Origin of the sequence: Rhizobium sp. SEMIA 4085 (genome assembly GCF_013004495.1) — a bacterium.
Taxonomy (GTDB): Bacteria; Pseudomonadota; Alphaproteobacteria; order Rhizobiales; family Rhizobiaceae; genus Rhizobium; species Rhizobium gallicum.
Map to the genome: position 1 here is coordinate 1 of NZ_JABEPH010000047.1, position 23,419 is coordinate 23,419.

The 23,419-nt window shown below is 60.7% G+C and carries 23 protein-coding genes, 1 other RNA gene and 2 pseudogenes; 9 read left to right on the forward strand and 17 right to left on the reverse strand.

The window, feature by feature from the left end; translation table 11 throughout:
- Positions 1-95 precede the first annotated feature (95 nt).
- The 10 genes and pseudogenes from C9413_RS07400 to rimP all read right to left on the reverse strand — a co-directional run bounded on the left by C9413_RS07400 (position 96) and on the right by rimP (position 11,765).
- The gene (locus C9413_RS07400; RefSeq protein ID WP_039843510.1) at positions 96-1,112 is read right to left on the reverse strand and encodes a class I SAM-dependent methyltransferase; all 1,017 of its coding nucleotides are present in this window, start codon (positions 1,110-1,112) and stop codon (positions 96-98) included.
- Between the two features lie 73 nt (positions 1,113-1,185).
- Positions 1,186-3,327 (reverse strand): polyribonucleotide nucleotidyltransferase, encoded by a 2,142-nt coding sequence (pnp, locus tag C9413_RS07405; protein WP_039843509.1) that lies wholly within the window; start codon positions 3,325-3,327, stop codon positions 1,186-1,188.
- 339 nt (positions 3,328-3,666) lie between these two features.
- The gene (gene rpsO / locus C9413_RS07410; RefSeq protein ID WP_026283114.1) at positions 3,667-3,936 is read right to left on the reverse strand and encodes a 30S ribosomal protein S15; all 270 of its coding nucleotides are present in this window, start codon (positions 3,934-3,936) and stop codon (positions 3,667-3,669) included.
- 165 nt (positions 3,937-4,101) lie between these two features.
- Positions 4,102-4,470: pseudogene (locus tag C9413_RS07415) on the reverse strand (hypothetical protein); the annotation flags it as partial.
- Positions 4,471-4,597: 127 nt separating this feature from the next.
- The gene (gene truB / locus C9413_RS07420; RefSeq protein WP_039843507.1) at positions 4,598-5,530 is read right to left on the reverse strand and encodes a tRNA pseudouridine(55) synthase TruB; all 933 of its coding nucleotides are present in this window, start codon (positions 5,528-5,530) and stop codon (positions 4,598-4,600) included.
- 12 nt (positions 5,531-5,542) lie between these two features.
- Positions 5,543-5,950 (reverse strand): 30S ribosome-binding factor RbfA, encoded by a 408-nt coding sequence (gene rbfA, locus C9413_RS07425; RefSeq protein WP_039843506.1) that lies wholly within the window; start codon positions 5,948-5,950, stop codon positions 5,543-5,545.
- Between the two features lie 75 nt (positions 5,951-6,025).
- Positions 6,026-8,710 (reverse strand): translation initiation factor IF-2, encoded by a 2,685-nt coding sequence (gene infB, locus C9413_RS07430; RefSeq protein WP_039843505.1) that lies wholly within the window; start codon positions 8,708-8,710, stop codon positions 6,026-6,028.
- A gap of 99 nt (positions 8,711-8,809) precedes the next feature.
- Positions 8,810-9,496 (reverse strand): RNA-binding protein, encoded by a 687-nt coding sequence (locus C9413_RS07435; protein WP_039843504.1) that lies wholly within the window; start codon positions 9,494-9,496, stop codon positions 8,810-8,812.
- Entirely contained in the window at positions 9,496-11,100 is a 1,605-nt protein-coding gene (gene nusA / locus C9413_RS07440) for a transcription termination factor NusA (RefSeq protein ID WP_039843503.1), read from the reverse strand. The genes C9413_RS07435 and nusA overlap by 1 nt, the downstream gene beginning before the upstream one ends.
- A 59-nt stretch (positions 11,101-11,159) precedes the next feature.
- Positions 11,160-11,765 carry a ribosome maturation factor RimP gene (rimP, locus tag C9413_RS07445; RefSeq protein WP_039843502.1) on the reverse strand — a complete coding sequence of 202 codons (606 nt, stop codon included), beginning with the start codon at positions 11,763-11,765 and terminating at the stop codon, positions 11,160-11,162.
- A gap of 234 nt (positions 11,766-11,999) precedes the next feature.
- Here rimP and C9413_RS07450 point away from each other — a divergent pair, with 234 nt between their 5' ends.
- Complete coding sequence (locus C9413_RS07450; RefSeq protein WP_039843501.1) at positions 12,000-13,631, forward strand: MFS transporter; 1,632 nt, start codon at positions 12,000-12,002, stop codon at positions 13,629-13,631.
- Between the two features lie 12 nt (positions 13,632-13,643).
- Positions 13,644-14,099: a GNAT family N-acetyltransferase gene (locus tag C9413_RS07455; protein WP_039846563.1), complete on the forward strand. Its 456-nt coding sequence runs from the start codon at positions 13,644-13,646 to the stop codon at positions 14,097-14,099.
- Between the two features lie 5 nt (positions 14,100-14,104).
- On the opposite strand, the gene C9413_RS07460 is transcribed toward C9413_RS07455, so the two are convergent.
- Both C9413_RS07460 and recR read right to left on the reverse strand, forming a co-directional pair.
- On the reverse strand, positions 14,105-15,481 hold the full coding sequence (locus C9413_RS07460; RefSeq protein WP_082046475.1) for a lytic murein transglycosylase: 1,377 nt from the start codon (positions 15,479-15,481) through the stop codon (positions 14,105-14,107).
- A gap of 9 nt (positions 15,482-15,490) precedes the next feature.
- Positions 15,491-16,096 carry a recombination mediator RecR gene (gene recR / locus C9413_RS07465; protein WP_039843500.1) on the reverse strand — a complete coding sequence of 202 codons (606 nt, stop codon included), beginning with the start codon at positions 16,094-16,096 and terminating at the stop codon, positions 15,491-15,493.
- A gap of 58 nt (positions 16,097-16,154) precedes the next feature.
- Between recR and C9413_RS07470 the strand changes: the two genes are divergently transcribed.
- Together C9413_RS07470 and C9413_RS33130 are read left to right on the forward strand one after the other, a co-directional pair.
- The gene (locus tag C9413_RS07470; protein WP_039846561.1) at positions 16,155-16,784 is read left to right on the forward strand and encodes an MOSC domain-containing protein; all 630 of its coding nucleotides are present in this window, start codon (positions 16,155-16,157) and stop codon (positions 16,782-16,784) included.
- Positions 16,766-16,968, forward strand: a pseudogene (locus C9413_RS33130) (Lrp/AsnC family transcriptional regulator); the annotation flags it as partial. The gene C9413_RS07470 and the pseudogene C9413_RS33130, both read left to right, overlap by 19 nt.
- A 64-nt stretch (positions 16,969-17,032) precedes the next feature.
- On the opposite strand, the gene C9413_RS07475 reads toward C9413_RS33130, so the two are convergent.
- The 4 genes from C9413_RS07475 to ffs all read right to left on the reverse strand — a co-directional run bounded on the left by C9413_RS07475 (position 17,033) and on the right by ffs (position 20,044).
- Entirely contained in the window at positions 17,033-17,644 is a 612-nt protein-coding gene (locus C9413_RS07475) for a LysE family translocator (RefSeq protein ID WP_039843499.1), read from the reverse strand.
- Between the two features lie 34 nt (positions 17,645-17,678).
- Positions 17,679-18,002 carry a YbaB/EbfC family nucleoid-associated protein gene (locus C9413_RS07480; RefSeq protein ID WP_039843498.1) on the reverse strand — a complete coding sequence of 108 codons (324 nt, stop codon included), beginning with the start codon at positions 18,000-18,002 and terminating at the stop codon, positions 17,679-17,681.
- Between the two features lie 21 nt (positions 18,003-18,023).
- On the reverse strand, positions 18,024-19,901 hold the full coding sequence (locus C9413_RS07485; RefSeq protein WP_039843497.1) for a DNA polymerase III subunit gamma/tau: 1,878 nt from the start codon (positions 19,899-19,901) through the stop codon (positions 18,024-18,026).
- Between the two features lie 46 nt (positions 19,902-19,947).
- Positions 19,948-20,044, reverse strand: an RNA gene (gene ffs, locus C9413_RS07490) — signal recognition particle sRNA small type.
- 89 nt (positions 20,045-20,133) lie between these two features.
- On the opposite strand from ffs, the gene C9413_RS07495 reads away from it, so the two are divergent.
- The 5 genes from C9413_RS07495 (at position 20,134) to C9413_RS07515 (ending at position 22,989) form a co-directional block, all read left to right on the forward strand.
- A complete protein-coding gene (locus tag C9413_RS07495; RefSeq protein WP_028739367.1) occupies positions 20,134-20,544 on the forward strand; it encodes an HIT family protein in 411 nt (136 codons plus the stop codon).
- Positions 20,541-21,503 carry an NAD(+) diphosphatase gene (gene nudC / locus C9413_RS07500; RefSeq protein ID WP_039843496.1) on the forward strand — a complete coding sequence of 321 codons (963 nt, stop codon included), beginning with the start codon at positions 20,541-20,543 and terminating at the stop codon, positions 21,501-21,503. The genes C9413_RS07495 and nudC overlap by 4 nt, the downstream gene beginning before the upstream one ends.
- Positions 21,504-21,512: 9 nt before the next feature.
- Positions 21,513-22,196 (forward strand): YafY family protein, encoded by a 684-nt coding sequence (locus C9413_RS07505; RefSeq protein WP_039843495.1) that lies wholly within the window; start codon positions 21,513-21,515, stop codon positions 22,194-22,196.
- Between the two features lie 70 nt (positions 22,197-22,266).
- Complete coding sequence (locus C9413_RS07510; RefSeq protein ID WP_039843494.1) at positions 22,267-22,497, forward strand: hypothetical protein; 231 nt, start codon at positions 22,267-22,269, stop codon at positions 22,495-22,497.
- A 123-nt stretch (positions 22,498-22,620) separates the two neighbouring features.
- Positions 22,621-22,989: a VOC family protein gene (locus C9413_RS07515; RefSeq protein WP_022713217.1), complete on the forward strand. Its 369-nt coding sequence runs from the start codon at positions 22,621-22,623 to the stop codon at positions 22,987-22,989.
- 31 nt (positions 22,990-23,020) lie between these two features.
- Here the strand turns inward: C9413_RS07515 and C9413_RS07520 are convergent.
- Positions 23,021-23,419 (reverse strand): prephenate dehydratase domain-containing protein (locus C9413_RS07520; RefSeq protein ID WP_281408622.1); only part of this gene is annotated, 399 nt, incomplete at its 5' end.

The following is a 23,419-nucleotide window of genomic DNA, read 5'->3' on the forward strand; positions in this document are numbered from 1 at the left end:
GTATAGCGGTGCTCATCGCGCAATCGGCCGGCGGTCCTGTTCCGCCAGTCGCCGCAGGAGTTTCAGGTTGTGGGGTGGCGGACTGGCCGTCTTTCTTATTTCTTTGCCCACAGCACTTTGAAACGCGCGTTTCGGCAGGTTTCGCCGCTTTCCTTGAAATTTACAGCAAGCACCGACTCGTAGGGCAAACCGCGATTGGCGACGAGCATCAGACGGCCGCCACCGCGTAGCGCCGATGCAGCCGTCTTGATCATTGCTTGGCCGAGCGAAGGCTCCGCCGCGTGTCCTTCATGAAAGGGCGGGTTCATGACGATCAGATCGTACTTGTCCTTGACCGGTTCGGCCGCCAGATCGTGCCAGAAGAAGCGTGCCGGTGCATTCGGGCAGTTCTGCGCCAGATTGGCCTTGGCGGCCTCCAAAGCCGCGTAGTTGGCCTCGTAGAGGTCGAGGCGCTCGAGGTTCGGCGATTTCTCCGCAAGCTCGACCGAGAGATAGCCCCAGCCTGCGCCGAAATCGGCTGCGTCGCCGGTGAAATTTGTCGGAAGGCGCGAGGCGAGCAACTCCGAGCCGTCATCGATGCGGTCATGCGAGAACATGCCGGCTGAAGCATTGAAGCGTCCGTCGACGCGCACCGGTGACTTGGCGAATTTCGAAACAGCTTCGCTGACGTCCTTCGGCCGCGTAAACCAGAATGCAACACCGTGATATTTCGGCATGTGCTTGATATCGAGGCCGAAGCCTTCCAGATGCTTGCGCAGCGGCTGGATGCCGTCTTCCTTGCCACCGGCAACGACGATCAAGCCACCGACCTTCAAGCGGGAAAGTGCTGCAGCGATATTCGCTTCGTTCTCGCCTTTGTGCTTCGTGCAAAGCACGAGCGCCACATCATAATCTTCGCCCTCGATCTCAGGCGATGCTTCGATGCGCTGCGACAGAAGCTGCCTGTAGAGCGGCCGGAAGCCCTGTACGGCGCTGAGGGATGCGGCAAAGCCCTCCGGTAGCAAAAAGCCTGCTTCCGCACCCAGGAACAGCACGCGCGAATCCTCGCCCGGCGGATCAATGGTACCGCTCGCAAAGGGATGCAGCAGGGTCTTCAGCGTTTCGCGGCTCATGATCTCTTCTCGACTTCATACAAAAAGGGCGCGAGAAATATCCCGCGCCCATGAACGGTTGGAAAGGCGCGACTTACTCAGCCGCCTCCTCCTTCTTCTTTTCGGCAGCCGGGAGTTCCTGGCCAGTCGTCTGGTCGACGACCTTCATCGACAGGCGGACCTTGCCGCGCTCATCGAAGCCGAGGAGCTTGACCCAGACCTTCTGACCTTCCTTGACGACGTCCTGCGTCTTGGCAACGCGCTCGGAAGCCAGTTGCGAAATATGGACGAGACCATCACGGGCGCCGAAGAAATTGACGAAAGCGCCGAAGTCAGCGGTCTTGACGACCGTGCCTTCGTAGATCTGGCCAATCTCCGGCTCGGCGACGATCGAGTGGATCCACTTGCGGGCCGCTTCTATTTCCTTGCCGGACGACGATGCGATCTTGACGGTGCCGTCGTCTTCGATGTTGATCTTCGCGCCCGTCTTTTCGACGATTTCGCGAATGACCTTGCCGCCGGAGCCGATGACTTCACGGATCTTGTCGACCGGGATGTTCATGACTTCGATGCGCGGAGCGAATTCGCCGAGCTGGCCGCGGCTTTCGGAAATGGCTTTCGCCATCTCGCCGAGGATGTGCAGACGGCCACCCTTCGCCTGATCCAAAGCGATCTGCATGATCTCTTCGGTGATGCCGTGGATCTTGATGTCCATCTGCAGCGAGGTGATGCCTGCCTCCGTGCCGGCAACCTTGAAGTCCATGTCGCCGAGATGGTCTTCATCGCCGAGAATGTCGGAAAGAACGGCGAAGCGCTCGTCCTCCTTGATCAGGCCCATGGCGATACCGGCGACCGGCTTTGCGAGCGGAACGCCTGCATCCATCAGCGCCAGCGACGTACCGCAGACGGTTGCCATCGAGGAGGAACCATTGGACTCGGTGATTTCCGAGACGACGCGGAGCGTATAGGGGAACTGCTCAACCGACGGCAGCATCGGGTGGATGGCGCGCCATGCAAGCTTGCCATGGCCGATCTCGCGGCGGCCCGGGGAACCCATGCGGCCCGTTTCACCGACCGAGTAGGGCGGGAAGTTGTAGTGCAGCATGAAGTTTTCCTTGTACATACCCGTCAAGGAATCGACGTACTGCTCATCTTCGCCGGTTCCGAGCGTGGCAACGACGATCGCCTGCGTTTCACCGCGGGTGAAAAGAGCCGAACCGTGCGTGCGCGGAAGCAGGCCGACTTCGGCGACGATCGGGCGAACAGTCGCGAGATCGCGGCCGTCGATGCGGCTCTTGGTGTCGAGAATGTTCCAGCGAACGATCTTTGCCTGCAGGTGCTTGAAAATCGCGCCGACCTCTTCGGCCGTATATTCGGCTTCGCCTTCTGCCGGCAGGAAGTGTTCCTTCACCTTCGCCTTGACCGCATCGACAGCGGCGTAGCGATCAGCCTTCTGGGTGATCTTGTAGGCTTCGCGAAGTTCGGCTTCTGCAAGGCCAAGCATTTCGCTTTCGAGAGTGGAATAGTCTTCCGGTGCAAAATCGCGAGGCTCCTTGGCGGCAACTTCAGCGAGCTTGATGATCGCTTCGAGAACCGGCTGGAAGCCCTTGTGGCCGAACATGACGGCGCCGAGCATGACGTCTTCCGGAAGCTCCTTGGCTTCAGATTCGACCATCAGGACGGCGTCATGCGTGCCGGCGACGACGAGATCGAGGCTCGATTCGTCCATTTCGTCGAGATGCGGGTTCAGGACGTATTCGCCATTGATATATCCGACGCGCGCGCCGCCGACCGGACCCATAAAGGGAATGCCGGAGAGCGTCAGGGCAGCCGAGGTCGCGATCATCGATAGGATGTCCGGGTTGTTCTCCAGGTCATGCTGGATGACAGTGACGACGACCTGCGTGTCGTTCTTGTAGCCTTCAGGGAAGAGCGGACGGATCGGGCGGTCGATCAGGCGGGAAACGAGGGTTTCGTTTTCGCTCGGACGGCCTTCGCGCTTGAAATAGCCGCCGGGGATCTTGCCGGCCGCGTAGGTCTTTTCCTGGTAGTTGACGGTGAGCGGAAAGAAGTCCTGGCCTGGCTTCGGCGCCTTGGCGGAAACGACGGTGGCAAGAACCACGGTTTCGCCGTAAGTCGCGAGAACGGCACCATCAGCCTGACGGGCGATCTTGCCAGTTTCGAGCTTCAGCGGGCGGCCAGCCCACTCGATTTCCACGGTATGGGTATCGAACATATGTCTTGTCCTTCGATGCGGGAGCGCGCGCCGTCGCGGAAAGCGCAGCGCACAGTCGACCGCAATTGGTGTGACGTATCATGGGCAAGACAACGGGAGGCTTTTCATCCCCAGCTTCCTGAGAAACCGGACCAAAGCCCTCCTTGAAAGACTTTGGCCGAAAGCATCCGGCAATCCTGCCCCATGACAGGTCAACGGTTGGTTTGGCAGAACCGGCCCATCCGGGTCCGCCGTATTTCCTCCACGCGAAGATAGGGCGCGGCGGCAGAATTTCATGGGGGCCATCGGCCCTTCAAAAACATCCGGCGGGCGTCCATAAGGAACGCCCGCCGGAAATCATTAGCGGCGAATACCCAGGCTGGTGATCAGCTTGGTGTAGCGGCCCTCGTTCTTCTTCTTGAGATAGTCAAGAAGCGAGCGGCGGCTCGAAACCATCGTCAGCAGGCCACGGCGGGAATGGTTATCCTTCTTGTGACCCTTGAAGTGTTCCGTCAGGTTGTTGATACGCTCGGTCAGGATCGCAACCTGAACTTCCGGAGAACCGGTGTCGCCTTCGAACGTTGCGTATTCCTTGATGAGAGCCGTCTTGCGCTCAGCTGTAATCGACATCGGATGTTCCTTTCTATGAGAGGAGATTAGGTCGCCAAAAGCCGGGATGTCGTCCAGCTTCGGCCGCGAATGCACTCAGGTCCTGCCTGATGCTGGCGCTGCCTATAAACCAAATGAGGCGCGATGGAAAGGGGCCCGCACCAGATGGCGGATTTATCACTTTCCCGCCATCGCGTCGCGGATCATCGCATCGTACCCTTCGGGATCCTGCAGCATCGCAAAATGGCTGGCATCCTTCCGGATGATGAGCCCGCTGCGCGTCGAGCGTCCGTGCCCGCGGCTGTCGGCGACTATCACAAGATGGTCTTTGGCAAGATCCTCGGCCTGACGGCCCCGGACATCGGCACTGCCGAGGCCCTCAAGGATGAACAAGATCGGATCGCCCGCACCCTACTCGGCGTAATACATCTTGATGTCGTTTACTGGCGCCATGCCGCTCGTCTTCGCCGGCGGCATGGGAGGGAAGGCGGGCAACTCCGCTCAGCGCTCGGCCGACCGGGCGCTTGCGGCCGCGAGAGCGGCCGAAAAGAACAACGCGACTGCGACGCAACTGCGCGCATGACCTGCTCCTCAAGCTGGGTGGTTTTCATAGCCGCAAGGAGGAAAAACATAGCTCAAGGGGATGAGCCGTCGCTCCGGCGCCGGAAAGACGCATTGCGACTTAAACGAAGACGCGCTTCGGGCGGAACTCTCCCTGACCGATCTCGCCGATCGCGATGAGCTTTCCGCGTGCCGTCGCATAGGCTTCGCTTTCGGCAACGGGTGCATCACGGCCACGCACCAAGATGGGATTGCCCATCCTCAGGCGATGTGCCTGATCGTCGTTGACGGCAAGGTGTGGCAGCGAGGACAAGGCTTCGCTGGTATCGATCAGCAGGGCGTCGAGCGCGGCAAGACGCTCGTCCATGTCTTCAAGTGTCTCAAGCGCGACGAGGCTTGCGAGCGGCACCATACTGTCTTCGCCAAAAGGTGCCACGAAGGTCCGGCGTAGCCCGGAGATATGGCCGTAGCAGCCGAGCTCGCGGCCGAAATCGCGAGCTAGCGCGCGTACATACGTGCCCTTGCCGCACTCGACTTCGAAATGCGCGGTATTCTCATCCGGGCATGCAAGCAGCGTCAGGCGGAAAATCTCGACTTCACGGGAAGGAATCTCGACGGTCTCGCCGTCGCGCGCCAGGTCATATGCGCGCTCGCCGGCGATCTTGATCGCGGAAAACTGCGGCGGCACCTGGCTGATGACACCGGTGTATTTCGGAAGCAGATTGCGGATCTGCTCCTCTGTGGGGCGCTGGTTGGAACTCCGAGTCACCTCGCCTTCGAGGTCGTCGGTTGCGCGCTCCTCCCCCCAGGTCACTTTGAATTCGTATATCTTGCGGCCGTCCATGACATAGGGAACAGTCTTCGTCGCATCGCCCAGCGCAATCGGCAGCATTCCAGACGCCAGCGGGTCGAGGGTGCCGGCATGACCGCATTTCTGCGCCTTGAAGAGCCACTTGATCTTGGAGACCGCCTCCGTCGAACCGAAATCAATGGGCTTGTCGAGGATCAGCCAGCCGGAAACCGGGCGGCCTTTGGGTTTGCGTGGTTTGGACATTCGCTTCTTCTGCTATTGTTCTTCAGTGTCGCCGTCGAGGTCGCGCTGGACTTCGGGCGAGCGCAGCAATTCATCGATCTTCTTGTAGTTGTCGAAGCTCGTATCGTCGCGGAAACGGACCTCCGGCATGTATTTCATCTGCCGAAGCTGTGGGCCGAGACGGCCGCGGATGTATTTTGCGTTGCGGTTCAGCGCATCGATGACTGCGCCGTGATCGGAAATGCCAAGCGGCGTCACGTAGGCTGTCGCGATCTTCAGGTCCGGAGACATGCGGACTTCAGAGATCGAAATGACGGTCTTTTCGATCACGTCATCGCGCACTTCGCCACGCTGGAGGACCTGCGTGATCGCGGCACGCACTTGTTCGCCGACGCGTAGCATGCGTTGCGAAGGTGCCGAGGATGTGGGTTTTGTTGCCATTATTCTCTGCCAAAAAAGGTTCGGGCGCCGGCCTCTGATGATCCGGCGCCCGTCGAAAATACCAGTCTCGCGCCGTCAGAGCGTGCGGGTGATGTGCTCGACGCGGAAGCATTCGATCGTGTCGCCCGCGCGGATGTCTTCGTAATTCTCGAAGGCCATACCGCATTCCTGGCCGGAATGCACTTCCGAGACTTCATCCTTGAAGCGCTTGAGTGTCTTGAGCTTGCCTTCGTGGATGACGACGTTGTCGCGGATAAGGCGGACGCCGACGCCACGCTCGACCTTGCCTTCGGTAACGCGGCAACCCGCGACCTTTCCGACCTTCGTGATGTTGAACACCTCGAGGATCTCGGCATTGCCGAGGAAGGTTTCGCGCCGCTCCGGAGAGAGCAAGCCGGACATCGCTGCCTTAACGTCATCCACGAGATCGTAGATGATGTTGTAGTACCGGATTTCTATGCCCTGACGCTCTGCGAGCGTACGCGCCTGCGCATTCGCACGAACGTTGAAGCCGATGATTGCAGCACCGGACGCTTCCGCAAGGGAGATATCCGACTCAGTGATGCCACCAGCCGCAGAATGCACGATGCGAGCGCGAACTTCGTCGGTTCCCAGCTTGTCGAGCGCACCGGCGATCGCCTCGATCGAGCCCTGCACGTCGCCCTTGACGACCAGCGGGAACTCCTTGACGCCAGCCGTCTGAAGCTGGCTCATCATCTGTTCCAGCGAGCCGCGCTGGCCCGAATGGCGGGCAGCAGCCTTGTCGCGGGCAAGCCGCTGACGGTACTCGGAAATCTCGCGGGCGCGAGCTTCGTTTTCGACAACGGCGAACTTGTCGCCCGCCTGCGGTGTGCCTGAGAGACCCAGAACCTCGACCGGAGTGGCCGGGCCCGCTTCCTTGACATGGTTGCCCTTGTCATCGACGAGGGCGCGCACACGGCCCCAGACATCACCAGCGACGATAATCTGGCCGGGACGCAGCGTGCCTTTCTGAACGAGGACCGTCGCAACCGAACCGCGACCGCGATCAAGCTGAGCTTCGATGACTGTGCCTTCCGCGGTGCGGTCCGGGTTGGCCTTCAGATCTAGGATTTCCGACTGCAGCAGGATCGCCTCGAGCAGCTTGTCGAGGTTGGTGCCGTTCTTCGCCGAAACCTCGACGTCGAGAACCTCACCGCCCATGGACTCGACGAAGACCTCGTGCTGCAGAAGTTCGGTGCGAACCTTCTGGGCATTGGCCGTCGGCTTGTCGACCTTGTTGATCGCAACGATGATCGGAACGCCTGCCGCCTTGGCATGGTTGATCGATTCGATCGTCTGCGGCATCACGCTATCGTCGGCAGCGACGACGAGAACGGCAATATCAGTCGCCTGGGCACCACGTGCACGCATTGCCGTAAAGGCGGCGTGGCCGGGGGTGTCGATGAAGGTGATCTTCTGACCGTTCTGTTCCACCTGATAAGCGCCGATATGCTGCGTAATGCCGCCGGCTTCGCCGGCAACCACGTTCGCATGGCGGATGGCGTCGAGCAGCGAGGTTTTGCCGTGATCGACGTGACCCATGATGGTGACGACCGGCGGACGCGAGACCTGTTCGCCGCCTTCATCCGTGACATTGAAGATGCCGAGTTCGACGTCGGATTCAGAAACACGCTTGACGGTGTGACCGAATTCGCCAGCGATGAGTTCTGCCAGATCAGCGTCGATAACGTCGCCTGGCTTCATCATCTGGCCTTCCTTCATCAGGAACTTGATGACGTCGACGGCGCGTTCGGACATGCGCTGCGACAGTTCCTGAATGGTGATGGTTTCCGGCAGAATGACTTCGCGGGAAATCTTCTCGCGCGTTTCCTGCATCTGGCTGCGGCGGAACTTCTCCTGGCGGCGACGCATAGCGGAAAGCGAACGGCCGCGCGCATTGCCGTCGTCATCGACATTTGCCGTCGTGATCGTCAGCTTGCCGCGGCGGCGCTCCTCTTCCGTCTTCGGACGCGTCGTCACCGGCTTTGCCGGTTCCGGACGAACGACCCTGCCACGGGCAGGAGCCCCACGAGGAGATCCGCGCTCTTCCTCCTCGCCTTCCGGACGGCGGCCACGGACTGCGGGAGCAACCCCAGCCGGAGCCGGACGTGCAGAAGTCGGCGCCGGAGTCTCGGGACGGCGCACGGCCGGCGGCGCCGGGGCCGGAGCCTCCGCCTGGACCTCAACTGCTTGAGGCGCAGGAGCCTCCTCGACCGGTGCAGAAGGACGGGCGGCCTCTTCGGCTGCACGTCGGGCTGCTTCGGCTGCTTCCGCTTCGCGGCGGACGGCTTCTTCGGCTGCACGGCGCTTTTCTTCTTCAGCCCGGCGGACTGCATCTTCTGCATCACGGACCTGGGCCAGCGCTAGCGCGCGCCGTCTGGCGTCCATTTCCTCAGGCGAAAGATGGTTCAGGACGACCGGACGCGGGCGGTCCTGCTGGCGAGGAGCCTGCGAAGCCGGTTGCTGGGCACGCGGCGGCTGGCCGCCCGGCTGTTGGATGCGAGGTGCAGGCGCCTGCGTTGCCGCCGGAGCGGGTTCTGCCGCGCGGGGCGCTGGAGCCGGCGTGGTCGGGCGATCGTCTTCGGGGCGCATCGGGCGCCGCTTGCGCGTCTCGACAACGACCGCCTTGGTGCGGCCACGGCCCATATCCTGGCGCACGGTGCCTTGGCTTATCCCCGATGGCTTCAGGGTAAGCGTCTTCTTTGCTCCAAGCGTCTTGTCGTCATTGCTATCTGTCATTCGTTCCCGTTCCTTCGGACAGGGAGCGATGACGTCATCAAACCCTATCGTTCAAATACTTTTCGATCAATGATGGGCCGGCCGGTGCCGGTCGCCGCATCATTGTTTTTGCTGGCCAGCGCCGCCTGGTGCCCGGGATTGACCGCCACTGCGGTACTGTTCGAGCATCTTTGCGCGCTTCACTACACCCTCACCTGCCTGCCCTGCAAGCACTGCGGCATGGATAAAAGCATTCTGGCCCATCACGCCTTCCATTTCGCTCTCCGAGAAGAGCCGGAAGGAAGGTATTTTCTCCTCGGTTTCCATTCCGAGGTGCCAGGCCTTGCGAGCCTGGTCGATTTTTCTCACGCCATCGCCGGCCGCATCCGTCGAATGGAACACGGCGAGTGCTGCTCCACTTCTGACTGCGGCATCCACTTTCGAGGAGCCGCTGACGAACTGGCCCGCCTTGCGCGCCATGTTCATCATCTGCATCAGCTGCTGTGCGAGCAGCCGGTCGACGGTTTCACCGAGATCGGCTGCTGCCTTCACGTCCGCCTTCAATGCGCGGGCGAAAGACTTCTTCGCCACCGCCTTGTCGACCAACGCGCGATCTAGCTTGACCCAGCAGCCGCGTCCCGGAAGCTGACGCTTCAGATCGGCGATCACCGTCCCGTCGGGCGCTGCAACGAAGCGGATCAACTCATCCGGCGATCCGCTTTCACGCGTCACGATGCACATGCGGCTGTTCACGTCATAACCTGCAAGATCATCATCCTCAGGGAAAGCGTGCACCTCCGCGATCATTATGCTTCCTGCTCGGCAGCGTCGGCCTCGACAACTTCAGCGCCCTTCGCAAGATCCTCCTCGGTAATCCAGCCGGCAGCAAGGCGTGCCTGGACGACCATCTGCTCGGCCTCGACACGTGAAACGTCGAACTTCGAGAAGAGGCCTTCGAATTTCTTGGTTTCGCCGTTCTTGCGCTCTGTCCAGCCGACGAGATCGTCCGCCGCGCAGCCCGCGAAATCTTCCAGCGTCTTGATGCCGTCTTCGCCAAGCGCAACCATCATCTGGGCGGTCATACCGTCGATCTGACGCAGTTCGTCGGAAACGCCGAGCGCCTTGCGCTTCTCGTCCATCTCCGCTTCGAGCTTCTCGAGATATTCGCGAGCACGCTGCTGGATTTCCTGCGCCGTCTCTTCATCGAACCCGTCGATCGACGAAATTTCGTCGAGGTCGACGTAGGCGAGTTCTTCAACGGCGGCAAAGCCTTCGGAAGCCAGAACCTGGCCGACCATTTCGTCAACGTCGAGCGCATCCATGAAGAGGTTGGTGCGTTCGTTGAATTCCTTCTGACGGCGCTCGGATTCTTCGGCTTCCGTCATGATGTCGATATCCCAGCCGGTCAGCTGCGAGGCGAGGCGCACGTTTTGACCACGACGGCCGATCGCCAGCGAAAGCTGCTCGTCGGGAACCACGACTTCAATGCGTTCTGCATCTTCATCGAGAACGACCTTGGCGACTTCAGCCGGCTGCAACGCGTTGACGACGAAGGTCGCCGGATCCTGCGACCAGGGAATGATGTCGATCTTTTCGCCCTGAAGCTCGCCAACGACGGCCTGGACGCGCGAACCGCGCATACCGACGCAGGCACCGACCGGATCGATCGAGCTATCGTTCGAGATGACAGCGATCTTGGCACGCGAACCCGGGTCGCGGGCGACCGAGCGGACCTGGATGATGCCGTCGTAGATTTCCGGCACTTCCATGGTGAAGAGCTTGACCATGAACTGCGGATGCGTACGCGACAGGAAAATCTGCGGACCGCGCTGTTCGCGGCGGACGTCATAGACATATGCGCGAACGCGGTCGCCGTAACGGACGTTCTCGCGCGGGATCATTTCGTCACGGCGGATGATACCTTCGCCACGGCCGAGATCGACGATGACGTTGCCATATTCGACGCGCTTGACGGTACCGTTGACAATTTCGCCGACGCGATCCTTGAATTCGTCGAACTGCCGGTCACGCTCGGCTTCGCGAACCTTCTGGACGATGACCTGCTTGGCCGACTGGGCGGCAATACGGCCGAAATCCATCGGCGGCAGCGGATCGGCGATGAAGTCGCCAAGCGCTGCGTCGGGGTTGCGGTCGCGGGCCAGCTCCAACGGGATCTGCGTGGAGTAGTCTTCTGCCTTGTCGACGACTTCGAGCAGGCGCTGCAGGCGAATTTCGCCGGTCTTCGGATTGATATCGGCGCGGATGTTCGATTCCGTGCCGTAACGGGAGCGCGCCGCCTTCTGGATCGCATCCGCCATCGCGGCAAGCACGATTTCACGGTCGATGACCTTTTCGCGCGCCACTGCATCTGCGATCTGCAGAAGTTCGAGCCGGTTCGCACTAACTGCCATTGTCTTATCTCTCCGTCTTGGCCTTGCGGGTTCCCGTCCCTGGAGCCGTAGTTGATCGGTTATTCTTCGTCGCCCGCCTCGTTCTGGTTCGCTGCCTGCGCTTTCGCGGCCTTATCGGCGCGCAGCGCATCGCGAATCAGATCGTCGGTCAGAATGAGCTTCGCATCGCTAAGCGCCGTGAAGGGAATGGTGACCTTCTGCTCTTCGCCATCGGCAACCTGGTCACGTTCGAGCGTGAAACCATCCGCGTCCGCTTCGATGATCTTTCCGCGAAAGCGCTTGCGGTTGCCGATCATGATCGACGTTTCGCACTTCACAAGGTGCCCTTGCCAACGGGTGAAATCGGATTTCCGCACCATAGGACGGTCGATACCGGGCGAAGACACCTCCAGATGATACTCCCGATCGATCGGATCTTCCACATCAAGAACCGGAGAAATGGCCATCGAGACCTCTTCGCAGTCTTCGACGCTCATTGTGCCATTGTTGCGCTCTGCCATGATCTGCAGCGTAGCGCCGTTCTGGTTGAGCATGCGCACGCGGGTCAGGCGGAAGCCCATGCCGACGAGCACGGGTTCGATGATGTCGGCAAGGCGCTGGTCCAGCCCGGTTTCGGTAATCAACCGTGGCTCAAGTTCATTGTCTGCGTTCGTCGGATCCGACAAGCGATGCGCTCCTCGCAATTTTCATGCATTTAGACGATCGCGCTAATAAAAAAGAGCGGGTCCTTGCGGCCCACTCTTCATCGCACGATCAAGAATTTGAGTGGCATATAGGCCTGTTTTTAGGAAATTGCAAGCTCTGGGCTCAAATGCGCCGCGGAGGCGCAATCGCGCCTAGCCACGGTCGAGCTTCATCATATATTGGAGCCGAGGGAAATTTAGCAAGCGGGAGGAATCGTGCCATCCAATTCATCAACGCTGGCGCCGCTGAAGCATGAAACCTACCGCACAATCTGGTTCGCAAGCCTCGCCTCGAATTTCGGCGGGTTGATCCAGGCGGTAGGGGCAGCGTGGATGATGACGACCCTCACCGCTTCCGAGGACATGGTGGCGCTGGTCCAGACCTCGACAGCACTTCCCATAATGCTGTTCTCGCTCATCTCGGGCGCGCTCGCCGACAATTTCGACCGGCGACAGGTGATGCTGACGGCGCAATTCCTCATGCTTGCAGTCTCGACGATCCTCACCGCCTGTGCCCTGCTCGGCTGGATCACGCCCTGGCTGCTCCTGTTCTTCACCTTCCTGATCGGCTGCGGCACGGCGCTCAACAACCCCTCCTGGCAGGCCTCCGTCGGCGATATGGTGCCGCGTGCAGACCTGCCGAACGCGGTGACGCTGAACAGTATGGGCTTCAACATGACCCGCAGCGTCGGCCCCGCCATCGGCGGCGTCATTGTCGCGACGGCGGGTGCCGCCGCTGCCTTTATGGTGAATACGGTCAGCTATTTTGCGCTCATCTATGCACTCACGCGCTGGAAGCCATCGCTGCCCGCTTCCAGCCTTCCGCGGGAAAGCCTCGGGAGTGCGATCTCCGCCGGTCTTCGATATGTCTCGATGTCGCCCAACCTTGAAAAGGTACTTATCCGCGGCTTGATCTTCGGCGTGGGCGCGAGCTCGGTGCTCGCGCTTCTGCCGATTGTCGCAATCGATCTCGTCGCCGGCGGGCCACTGACCTACGGCTTCATGCTCGGCTCCTTCGGCATCGGCGCAATCGGCGGCGGGGCGCTCAATGCGCGGCTGCGCGAGATGTTCAGCAGCGAGACCATCATCCGCTACGCCTTTGCCGGTTTTGCCATCAGCATGGTGATTGCCGCGTCGAGCCCGCTTGCCGTGCTCACCTCGGCGGGACTGCTCGTTTCCGGCGCGTGCTGGGTACTCGCGCTTTCGCTGTTCAACACGATCGTACAGCTTTCGACGCCGCGCTGGGTCGTCGGCCGGGCGCTGTCGCTTTATCAGACGGTCACCTTCGGCGGCATTGCTGGCGGCAGCTGGCTTTGGGGTGTGGCCGCCGATCGCTTCGGCGTTTCGAATGCGCTTTATGGCTCAGCCGCGGTGATGCTGATCGGTATCGTTATCGGCTTTCGCTTCTCGATGCCGGCCTTTGCCTCGCTTAATCTCGACCCGCTCAACCGCTTCATCGAGCCCGCGCTTGGGCTCGACATCACGCCCCGCAGCGGGCCGATCGTCATTCAGGTCGATTATCAGATCGGCGATAGCGACCTGCCCGAATTCCTGACGCTGATGGGTGAACGGCGGCGCATCCGCATCCGCGACGGCGCACGCAACTGGGCACTGATGCGCGACCTCGAAAATCCCGGTACCTGGACCGAAACCTATCACACGCCGACCTGGGTGGAGTACATCCGCCACAACCAGCGCCGCACGCAGGCCGATGCGGAAAACGCCGATCGCCTGCGCGCCCTCCACCGCGGCACGGCAGCGCCGCATGTTCACCGCATGATTGAGCGCCAGACCATCCCGCCATCCGACGATGTGTTCCACAAGGCGCCGATCGATCTTCACCACTGAGGCAATGCGATGATCCACACATTCCGAAAAGCCCGCGAAAGCGACCTTATCGACATCATCCGGCTGCTTGCCGACGACGATATCGGCCAAGGCAGAGAGGTCGTCGCCAATCCCGTCGATGGGCGCTACCAGACAGCCTTTGCCGCAATCGACGCGGATAAAAACCAACTGCTGGCGGTTGCCGTGGATCAAAAGCATCACGTCGTAGGCTGTTTGCAGCTCTCATTCATTCCCGGACTGTCGCGCACCGGCACGTGGCGCGGGCAGATCGAGAGCGTAAGGATTGCAAGGGAAGCGCGCGGCACCGGACTGGGGACTGAATTCATCGAATGGGCGGTAGAGACATGCCGTGCGCGCGGCTGCAAGCTCGTGCAGCTCACCTCGGACAAATCCCGGGCGGATTCCATCCGCTTCTATGAAAAGCTCGGCTTTACTGCGAGCCACGAAGGTCTGAAGCGTAGCCTATAGGACGGTTACTTCAGCTTGCCCTTCATCGATGCGTCGGGAAAACAGGTCGGTTGCATTCCATTTTTTTCCTGCCACTGTCCGATCGAACGGCGGGTCTTGTAGCCCGGCAAGCCGTCCGATCCGCCGACGTCGTAGCCTTGGCGTTCCAGTGCTTTTTGCATTGCCGCCACATCGGATCGCAGCATTTTGCCGACATCGCCCCAAGCACCTTGAAAGGCGCCGGAGCCATAAGCGATCCGGTCGGCGAGGTTGCCGATATAGAGCGCGTAGAGATCGGAGTTGTTGTATTCCTTGATGATGTAGAAGTTCGGCGTGACGATGAATTCCGGCCCATCCCGGCCAGCCGGCACAAGCATCATACCCGCAGCCTTCATTTCGCCGGATGGAAAGCCCTTGCCGGACTTGCGATTGATGCCAAGCGAAGCCCAGTGCGAAAGCGGCTGTGCGATATCCGGTCCCTCCTGTGCACAGGAAACCGCCGCCGGGATCGTCACCTCGAAGCCCCAGTCACGATTTCGCTGCCAGCCTTTCTTAACGAGATAGTTGGCTATGGATGCCAGTGTATCCGGTACGGACGTCCAGATATTGCGGTGCCCGTCCTCATCGAAGTCGACCGCATATTTCAGATAGCTGGTCGGCATGAATTGCGGCTGGCCGAGCGCTCCCGCCCACGAGCTCCTGAAGCCGGCCGGTGTCACGTCACCGACATCGAGAATGTGAAGCGCCGCGATCAGCTCGGCCCGGAACATTTCCTTGCGAGTCGACATGAAGGCCTTGGTCGCCAAAACCTCGATCGCCGAATTCGGGATCTTCGCCGCGCCGAAACCCGTCTCCCGGCCCCAGATCGCCAGTACGATCGCGCCCGGCACGCCATAGGTCTTTTCGATGCGCTTCAGCGTCGAGGCATATTGCGAGGCAAAACCGCGTCCGGTTGCCGCCAGCTTCTTCAGCCGGTCCTCGTTGAAATACGGACCGGGCGAGGAAAACTCCGCCTGCGTCTGCTTGCGCTCTTTCGCCGGCGGGAATCCGGGAGGTGCAAGATCGGGAAGACTCCAGTTGAGTGCGATACCCTTGAATGCGGCCTGCAGCGTCTTTTCTGAAATGCCGGCCTTCTTCGCATCAGGGCCAAGATCGCTGATGATCCATTGCTGGAATTGTCTTTCCACCGCCGGCCTGTTCTGGGCAAGCGCAGGAAGAGGGAGGAGAGCGAAAAAACATACCAAAGCAATGGCCCAACGGCAAATGCTGCCCCGCTCCCCCCGACTGGGCGTCTCTCCGACAATGGGGAAGATCGGCAGGAAGCGCCCTCGCCGAGCTCCATCTGATCTCCCCCTCCGTAGCGGGGATGTCACAAAGTGGTAGAGGGGGGTGTCGTCTCGCATTTTGCCTCCTCAGATCGCAGTCCTTGCCCTCAAGGCGGCAGCCAGTGTGCCTTCGTCGAGGTAGTCGAGTTCACCGCCGACCGGCACGCCATGCGCCAACCGCGTGATCTTCACGTCCAATCCCGTCAGCTGGTCCGTTATATAGTGCGCTGTGGTCTGGCCCTCGACAGTCGCGTTAACGGCGATGATGAGTTCGCGAATGCCGCCTTCCCCGATGCGATCGATCAGCCCGCGAATGTTCAGGTCATCCGGCCCGATGCCATCGAGCGGCGAAAGCGTGCCGCCGAGTACATGATATGCTGCGTTCATCGCTGCGGCGCGTTCCAATGCCCAGAGGTCGGAAACATCCTCGACAACGATGATGACGGAGTGGTCGCGGCGCTCGTCGGTGCATACAGTGCAGGGATCGACGGTATCGACATTGCCGCAGCGCGAGCAGACCTTCACCTTGTCATAGGCCTCACCCATCGCGGTCGACAACGGGCCGAGCAGTTGGTCCTTCTTCTTGATCAGGTGCAGCGCCGCGCGCCGGGCCGAGCGAGGCCCGAGGCCCGGCACCTTCGCCAGAAGCTGGATGAGTTTTTCGATTTCGGGGCCGGTGACTCGCTTTGTCATGTGCCGTTCTTAGCCCATATGTTGCCAAAACGGAATCGCGGAAAGAACCGACCATATGATGAAAATACGTGCCGTCTGCACCGCCAATCCCGAGCGGCTGCCCGGCAAGAAATACAAGACGGGTATCTACAAGCATGCCGTCAACGGCGCTGTGATCATCGACTCCGAAGGTCTCGTCGGCGACGCCATTTGCAACCGCAAGCATCACGGCGGTGTCGATCAGGCCGTTTATCTCGAAGGATCGCTGACACTCGACTGGTGGGCGGGAGAGCTCGGGCGCCCGATCGAGCCCGGCACGTTCGGCGAAAATCTTGTGATCGACGGCCTCGACAACCGCGTAGTTTCAGTTGGCGATCGCTTGATAACGGGCGAGCTCGTTCTCGAGGCGACGTCGGCGCGTATCCCGTGCGCGACTTTCGCCGCAAAGATGGCAGATCCGAAATTCGTGAAGCGCTACACCAAGGCCTGCCGCCCCGGCATCTATTGCCGGGTTATCACCGGTGGGGTGGCGGAGGCCGGAATGCCCGTCGAATACGTGCCTTACGGAGGCCAGAAGGTGACGATGCCCGAGATGCTCGCAACATTCGGCAAGCTGCTTTCCGCCGAGGACCGTGCGCGGTATCTCGCCGCGCCCATCCACTACAAGCTGCGCCACCTTCTGGAAGCCCAGCTCTCGGACTTGCAATGACGGCGCTCATCAGGCTGCCAACCACGCACGAGATGCTGCGGCTGACGGGAGAGGACTGCTTCAAGCTCTCGCCGTTGGATCTTGAAACCGTCGTCGACCCATTGCGCGGCACGGCGCGGCCACGACATCGCTCGTGCTGCGCGGCGAACCGTCAAAGCCGTTGGTCGCGACCTGTTGCGACTGACCGGATTCGACAGTCCGCTACTCGTTGACGAAGGCGATGTTCGGAATTTTCGCACAGACGTGACTCAGCGCATCGCGATCGCGACGGCGGCACCGGCCATGGTTCCGGCGCTGGCACGGTTTGCGATCCTGATCGCACGGCGGCTTTTCAGGAAGCCGCGGGCTTTTGAGGCAAGCAGTGCCCAGCTGACGTCGATCAGAATCAGGACAACGAACATGGTCGCGACGAGTTCTGTCCAGCCAACAATGGACACCGACTGGATATCGATGATCGAAGGCAGCAGGGCGACGTAGAACATCATGATCTTAGGATTGCCGAGCGTCACCGTCATGCCCGCAAAGAAGAGCTTTGCAGCGGATTGCGCTTCAGGCAGCTTTTCCTCGTTCTGATCTTGCGAGGCGAACCACATCTTCCAGGCGAGATAGAGCAGATAGCAGACACCGAGCCACTTGATGGCGACAAAGGCCAAATGGAAGGTTTCGGCAACGGCGGCAAGGCCAGCCACCGCACAGGTCAGCCAGATCGCTTCGCCAATCCACATGGCGGCGAGGAATGGCAAAACATCACGGGTGCCCTTCGACAATACGCGCGCGACAAGCGCCGCAACGCTCGGCCCCGGCGAGCCGGCGGCCATGAAGAGAGCGCCGGCAAAAACAAGGAGACTGGTCAGCGTCATCGGCGCTCTCTTCCCGCGTAGATCGCTGCAAAGCTCAGAACGGCATCTTGAAGCCGGGCGGGATTGGCAGGCCGGCGGTCAGCGCCTTCGTCTTTTCGGCTGCAGCGGCTTCCGCCTTGTCCTTGGCATCCTTGTGGGCGGCGACGATCAGATCCTCGAGGATCTCGACATCGTCTTCCTTGAAGAGCGACGGGTCGATCTTCAGGCTCTTCAGTTCGCCCTTGCCGTTCATGACAACGGTCACGAGACCGCCGCCCGCCTTTCCTTCAGCCTGGAGCTCGGCTATTTCCGCCTGCATCTGCTCCATCTTGGCCTGCATTTCCTTGACTTTGCCCATCATGCCCATGAGGTCGCGCATCGTCTGGTTCCTTCTTCAACTTCAGAATTCTATGTCGTCGCCGGGCAGAATGTCACCCTCCTCGGATTCGGCGACTGCAGGCGGTTTTACCTCGCCTTCCTCCTCCGGTTCGGGTGCCCTTACCCGCACGTCGATGATCTTTGCGCCGGGGAACTGCGCCAGGATTGCCGCCACATCCGGATCCTGCCGGGCGTCGCTCACCTGCTGCTCCTTGGCCTTGGCTTCTGCCTCGACCATCGTCGGGTCGCCGGCCTCGCGGCTGAGGCTGACGATCCAGTGTATGCCGGTCCATTCCTTCAACTTGACGGCAAGCTCGTTGAGCAGTGTCGCCGGCGCCCCGTCGGTAAGGTTAACATCGAGACGGCCTGTCTCGATCTTCACCGGCCGCACGAAATTGCGCACGAGTGCTTTCAGCTTCGGATCGCGCTTTTCCGCAGCGAGATTAACGATATCGGCGATCGAATTGACATGAACGAGCGGCTTGGGCGCTTCCGCTGGCTTCGTCTCGATGCGGCCTGCCGTGCTCATCAGCTGCGGATCGGGATCGGGTACGGCACGCAACATGGCCGGTCCCCCTGAAGGCTGCGGCCTCGGCGTGCTCTCCGTCGCGCGTACGGCTACCGCCGACTGATATGGTACACGGACACCATTGCCGCTACCGTTACCCGACGTCGTGGGCGAAGGACGCGAACCGCTGCCGTTTTCGGAGAGTTCGGCAAGGCGACGCGCGGCATCTTCGGGCGACGGCAGATGCGCTGCATGTGCCAGCCGTATCAGCACCATTTCCGCCGCACCGGCCGTGCGCGAAGAGCTTTCGGTTTCCGGAATGCCCTTCAACAACATCTGCCAGATCCGCGACAGCGTCGTTACCGCAATCCCTTGAGCGAACTCAGAAGCCCTGGTTCGCTCGACTTCGCTGAGCGACGGGTCATTAGCAGCGTCCGGCACATATTTCAGCCGGGTAACGAGATGGGTGAAATCGGCAAGGTCGGTCAAAACGACGACGGGATTTGCGCCCGCCTCGTACTGCGCCTGAAATTCGGCAAGCGCTGCGGCGACATCGCCTCTGGCAACATGCTCGAAGAGATCGACGATGCGAGCACGATCGGCAAGGCCCAGCATGCCGCGCACCGCTTCCGCCTGGACTACACCGCTACCATGGGCGATTGCCTGGTCAAGCAGCGAAAGGCCGTCACGTGCCGAGCCTTCGGCGGCGCGCGCGATCATCGCCAGCGCATCCGGCTCCGCATCGATGCCTTCCTTCGCTGCGATGGTTGTAAACAAGGCGACGAGATCTGCCGCGCTGATGCGGCGGAGGTCGAAGCGCTGGCAGCGCGAGAGAACGGTAATCGGAACCTTGCGGATTTCGGTGGTCGCAAAAATGAACTTCACGTGCTCCGGCGGCTCTTCGAGCGTCTTCAGCAAGCCGTTGAAGGCCTGCGTCGAAAGCATGTGTACTTCATCGATGATATAAACCTTGTAGCGCGCAGACACCGGCCGATAGCGTACCTGCTCGATGATTTCACGGATATCGTCGATACCGGTATGGGAGGCGGCGTCCATTTCGATCACGTCGACATGGCGGCCTTCCATGATCGCCTGGCAATGCTCGCCCGGCACGCGCAGATCGATCGTCGGCTTGTCGATCTCGGGCGTCTTGTAATTCAGCGCGCGCGCCAGAATACGGGCTGTCGTCGTCTTGCCCACGCCACGGACGCCGGTCAGCATGTAGGCCTGCGCAATGCGGCCGGTCTCGAAAGCGTTGGTCAGCGTGCGGACCATCGGCTCCTGGCCGACCATGAGATCCGTGAAATCCTTGGGGCGGTATTTGCGTGCCAGCACCCGGTACCCGGTGCCCGTCGAGGCGGCATCTTGTGACTGTCGCTCGGTTTCGCTCATCGCCCTGCTTATCGCCCGGAACGCCGGGCATTTGGAAGAGAGAAGGGTGGGAGGCTGGCACGATGACCCGTGCCGGGCTCGTTAGGGCTGCTTCCTTCCGGACCTGACCCGGTTGGCGAGTGGCTCGTCCACCACCAACCTCCCGGATGCACATATCGGCAATATCGCCATCAAAAGCAAGCCAAGCTCAAAAAAAACTGCTAATCATAGGAAAAATATGGAGGAATGCCTGTTGGACGATTTCATTCTCGACCGTCGGCTGGAGAGCGATAGCGACAGCGTCATGCAGACGGGTCTGTGTGATCTCCGATTATCGAAGGACGCCCGCTGGCCCTGGCTGATCCTGGTGCCACGCAGGGCCAACATGACGGAGATCTTCGAACTCACGCCGCTCGATCAGGTGCTTCTCACCTTCGAAACGGAAATGACCGCGGCTGCGCTGAAGAAGATCACCGGTGCCACAAAAATCAACATCGGGGCCCTTGGCAATATCGTCCGTCAGCTTCATGTTCATGTCATTGCCCGCTTCGAAGGCGATGCCAACTGGCCAGGCCCCGTCTGGAGCTTCGGTAAGGCCGAGCCCTACGAAGCGGGCAAGAGAGATGAATTCATAGCGAAGTTGCGGGAAGCCCTTTCATCATGAACCGATCGCTTTTCGATTCGGATGTCCCACATCCGGAGCCCAGCAATCTCACCGCCTTTGCCGCAAACGACCTCAACCGCGATTCCGAACATCGCGACGAGCAGGCCGTCGAAAATGCACTCGCGAAGGACGGCACGCATATCTTCGCCTTCGCCAAGGACAAGCTTGTCCTGAAGCATGATGGACAAGTGCTCGATCCGCTGTTTGCCCGCTACGAACTACAGGAACTGCAGCCACATTGGGACGAGACGATCCTGCTCGGTTACCGCAAGACGGGCGAACCGCGGCTTGCCGTTCCAGTCGGCATTCCGGCCGAGGAGCTTGAAAGCCACTACAAGCCCGCCGACGGCCGGACCCTCTACCGCGACCAGCTCGTCGATGACGTTCTGCTTGGCGAATTCGCCCAGGCCGCAAGCCTCATCCGCTGGAACGGCGACAACCGCTTCTGCGGCCGCTGCGGTAGCACGATGGAGATGCGTATCGGCGGCTACAAGCGGGTGTGCACGGCCTGCGAACACATGATCTTCCCGCGCACCGACCCGGTGGTCATCATGCTGACGATCGATGAACAGCGCGACCTTTGCCTGCTCGGCCGCAGCCACCATTTTACGCCGGGCATGTATTCCTGCCTCGCCGGCTTCGTCGAGCCCGGCGAAACGATCGAAAATGCCGTGCGCCGCGAGACGCTGGAGGAATCCGGTATCAAGACCGGCCGGATTCGCTATCACGCGTCGCAGCCCTGGCCGATGCCGCATACGCTGATGATCGGCTGCTATGCCGAGGCGAAGTCAACAGAGGTCCACCGCGACGAATCGGAACTGGAAGATTGCCGCTGGTTCACCCGCGAGGAAACACTTGAAATGCTCGAACGCCCCGGCGCCAACGGCCAGGCTTCGCCGCCCAAAGGCGCTATCGCGCACCGCCTGATGCGCGATTGGGTGGAGTGGAAAAAGCAATAGGCTGATGTGATGGCGCGCTCGGAACGCCTTCTGACCCTGCTTCAGACGTTGCGGCGCTACCGACGGCCGGTGAGCGGTGCCGTCCTGGCTACGGAAACAGGTGTCAGCATCCGCACGCTCTATCGCGATATCGCCAGCCTCCAGGGACAGGGGGCTCTGATCGAGGGCGAACCCGGCATCGGCTACGTCTTGAAGCCCGGCTTCATGCTGCCGCCGATGATGTTTTCGCAGGACGAGATCGAGGCATTGGTCCTAGGTTCGCGCTGGGTCGCCCGCGCCGCCGATCCGCGTCTTGCTGCTGCCGGGGCCGATGCACTGGCCAAGATTGCCGATGTCCTGCCACACGAAATGCGCGATGAAATCGAGACCTCGACGCTTCTCGTTCACCTGCGTCCGCCCGTTGCCGACAAGGCGGATCTTGACGCCATTCGCAAGGCGATCCGCAGCGAACGGATCCTCAAGCTGACCTATTCCGACGAAAGCGGAACCGTTTCCGTTCGCAATATCTGGCCCTTTGCGCTCAGCTACTTCGAGCAGGTCCGCGTCGTGGTGGCGTGGTGCGAACTGCGGCAGGATTACCGCCATTTCCGCACCGACCGGATCGTCGAAATGAGACCCCAAGACGTACGCTATCCGCGCCGCCGCGCAGTGCTTCTCAAGGAGTGGCGGGACCAGCAGGAAATTTCGTCTTAGCCTCGACGCTACTGCCATAAACTGACAGTGGGCAGCGCTATTATCGGGACAATCCCAAACTGGAGGACCGATGATGACGAGCTTGAACCTCACCCGATCCACATGCGGAAATCGCGCTGTCGAGGACACGACCACGCAAGCGAGATACCCCCAATCTCTGATGCTGCGAATGATGCTGAACGCATCGCGCAAGATGGTGCGGAGCCGCTATCCTCAGCTCGATCTCGATGCGATGTCCGACTATATGAAGCGCGATATCGGGTTCTTAGACTGGAACCACCCACACCACGAGAGCAACTGAATTCACTGGACCGTCTCATCGACGTAGCGCCGCCGCACCAGCGGCGGCTTTCGCGCTTGCCGTCGTTAGTCGCCGGCAAGCGCTAAACCTGCACCACCTCTTCCAGATACGAGAGACACCGATATGACCAGCCCGAACCTCATCATTCTTTACGTCAAGGATCCTGCCGAAAGTGCGATCTTTTACAAGGATCTGCTCGGCCGCGAACCCGGGGTTGCCGCACCGAATTTCGTCGCGTTCCCGCTCGACGGCGGCTTCACGCTCGGCCTGTGGCGACGCAGCACGGTCGAGCCGCAACCTTCCGCGATCGGCAATCGCGGCGAGGTCGCCTTCATGGTGGCTGGCGAAAATGCCGTTGCCAAGCAATACGAGGATTGGCGAAAGCGCGGTCTGCCGATTGCTCAGGAGCTGACCGATCTCGATTTCGGCCCGACCTTTGTCGCGCTCGATCCGGACGGCCACCGGTTGCGCGTCTGCGAACCCGACAAATGAATGAGCAGGAGGGCGCCGTCGGCGCCCTCCGTCACTTGTGCAGTTGGCCGCGCATCGGGTGGCCCCTGTAGACCCCGAGAATGCGGACATTTTCTGAAAAGAACCGCAACTCTTCCAAAGCCCGGCGGACATGGGCATCGTTCGGATGGCCTTCGATATCGGCGTAAAACTGCGTCGCTACGAATTTGCCACCCAGCTGATAGCTTTCGAGCTTCGTCATGTTGATGTTGTTCGTCGCGAAACCACCGAGAGCCTTATAGAGCGCGGCCGGAATGTTGCGGACGTTGAAGACGAAGGTCGTGACGATCTTTTCTTCCTCGGAACTGCGGTTTGCCCATTCCTCGTCGCGCGAGAGCACGACGAAGCGCGTAACATTGCTCTCGGTGTCCTCGACATTTTCGGCAACGATGTCGAGGCTATAGAGTTCGGC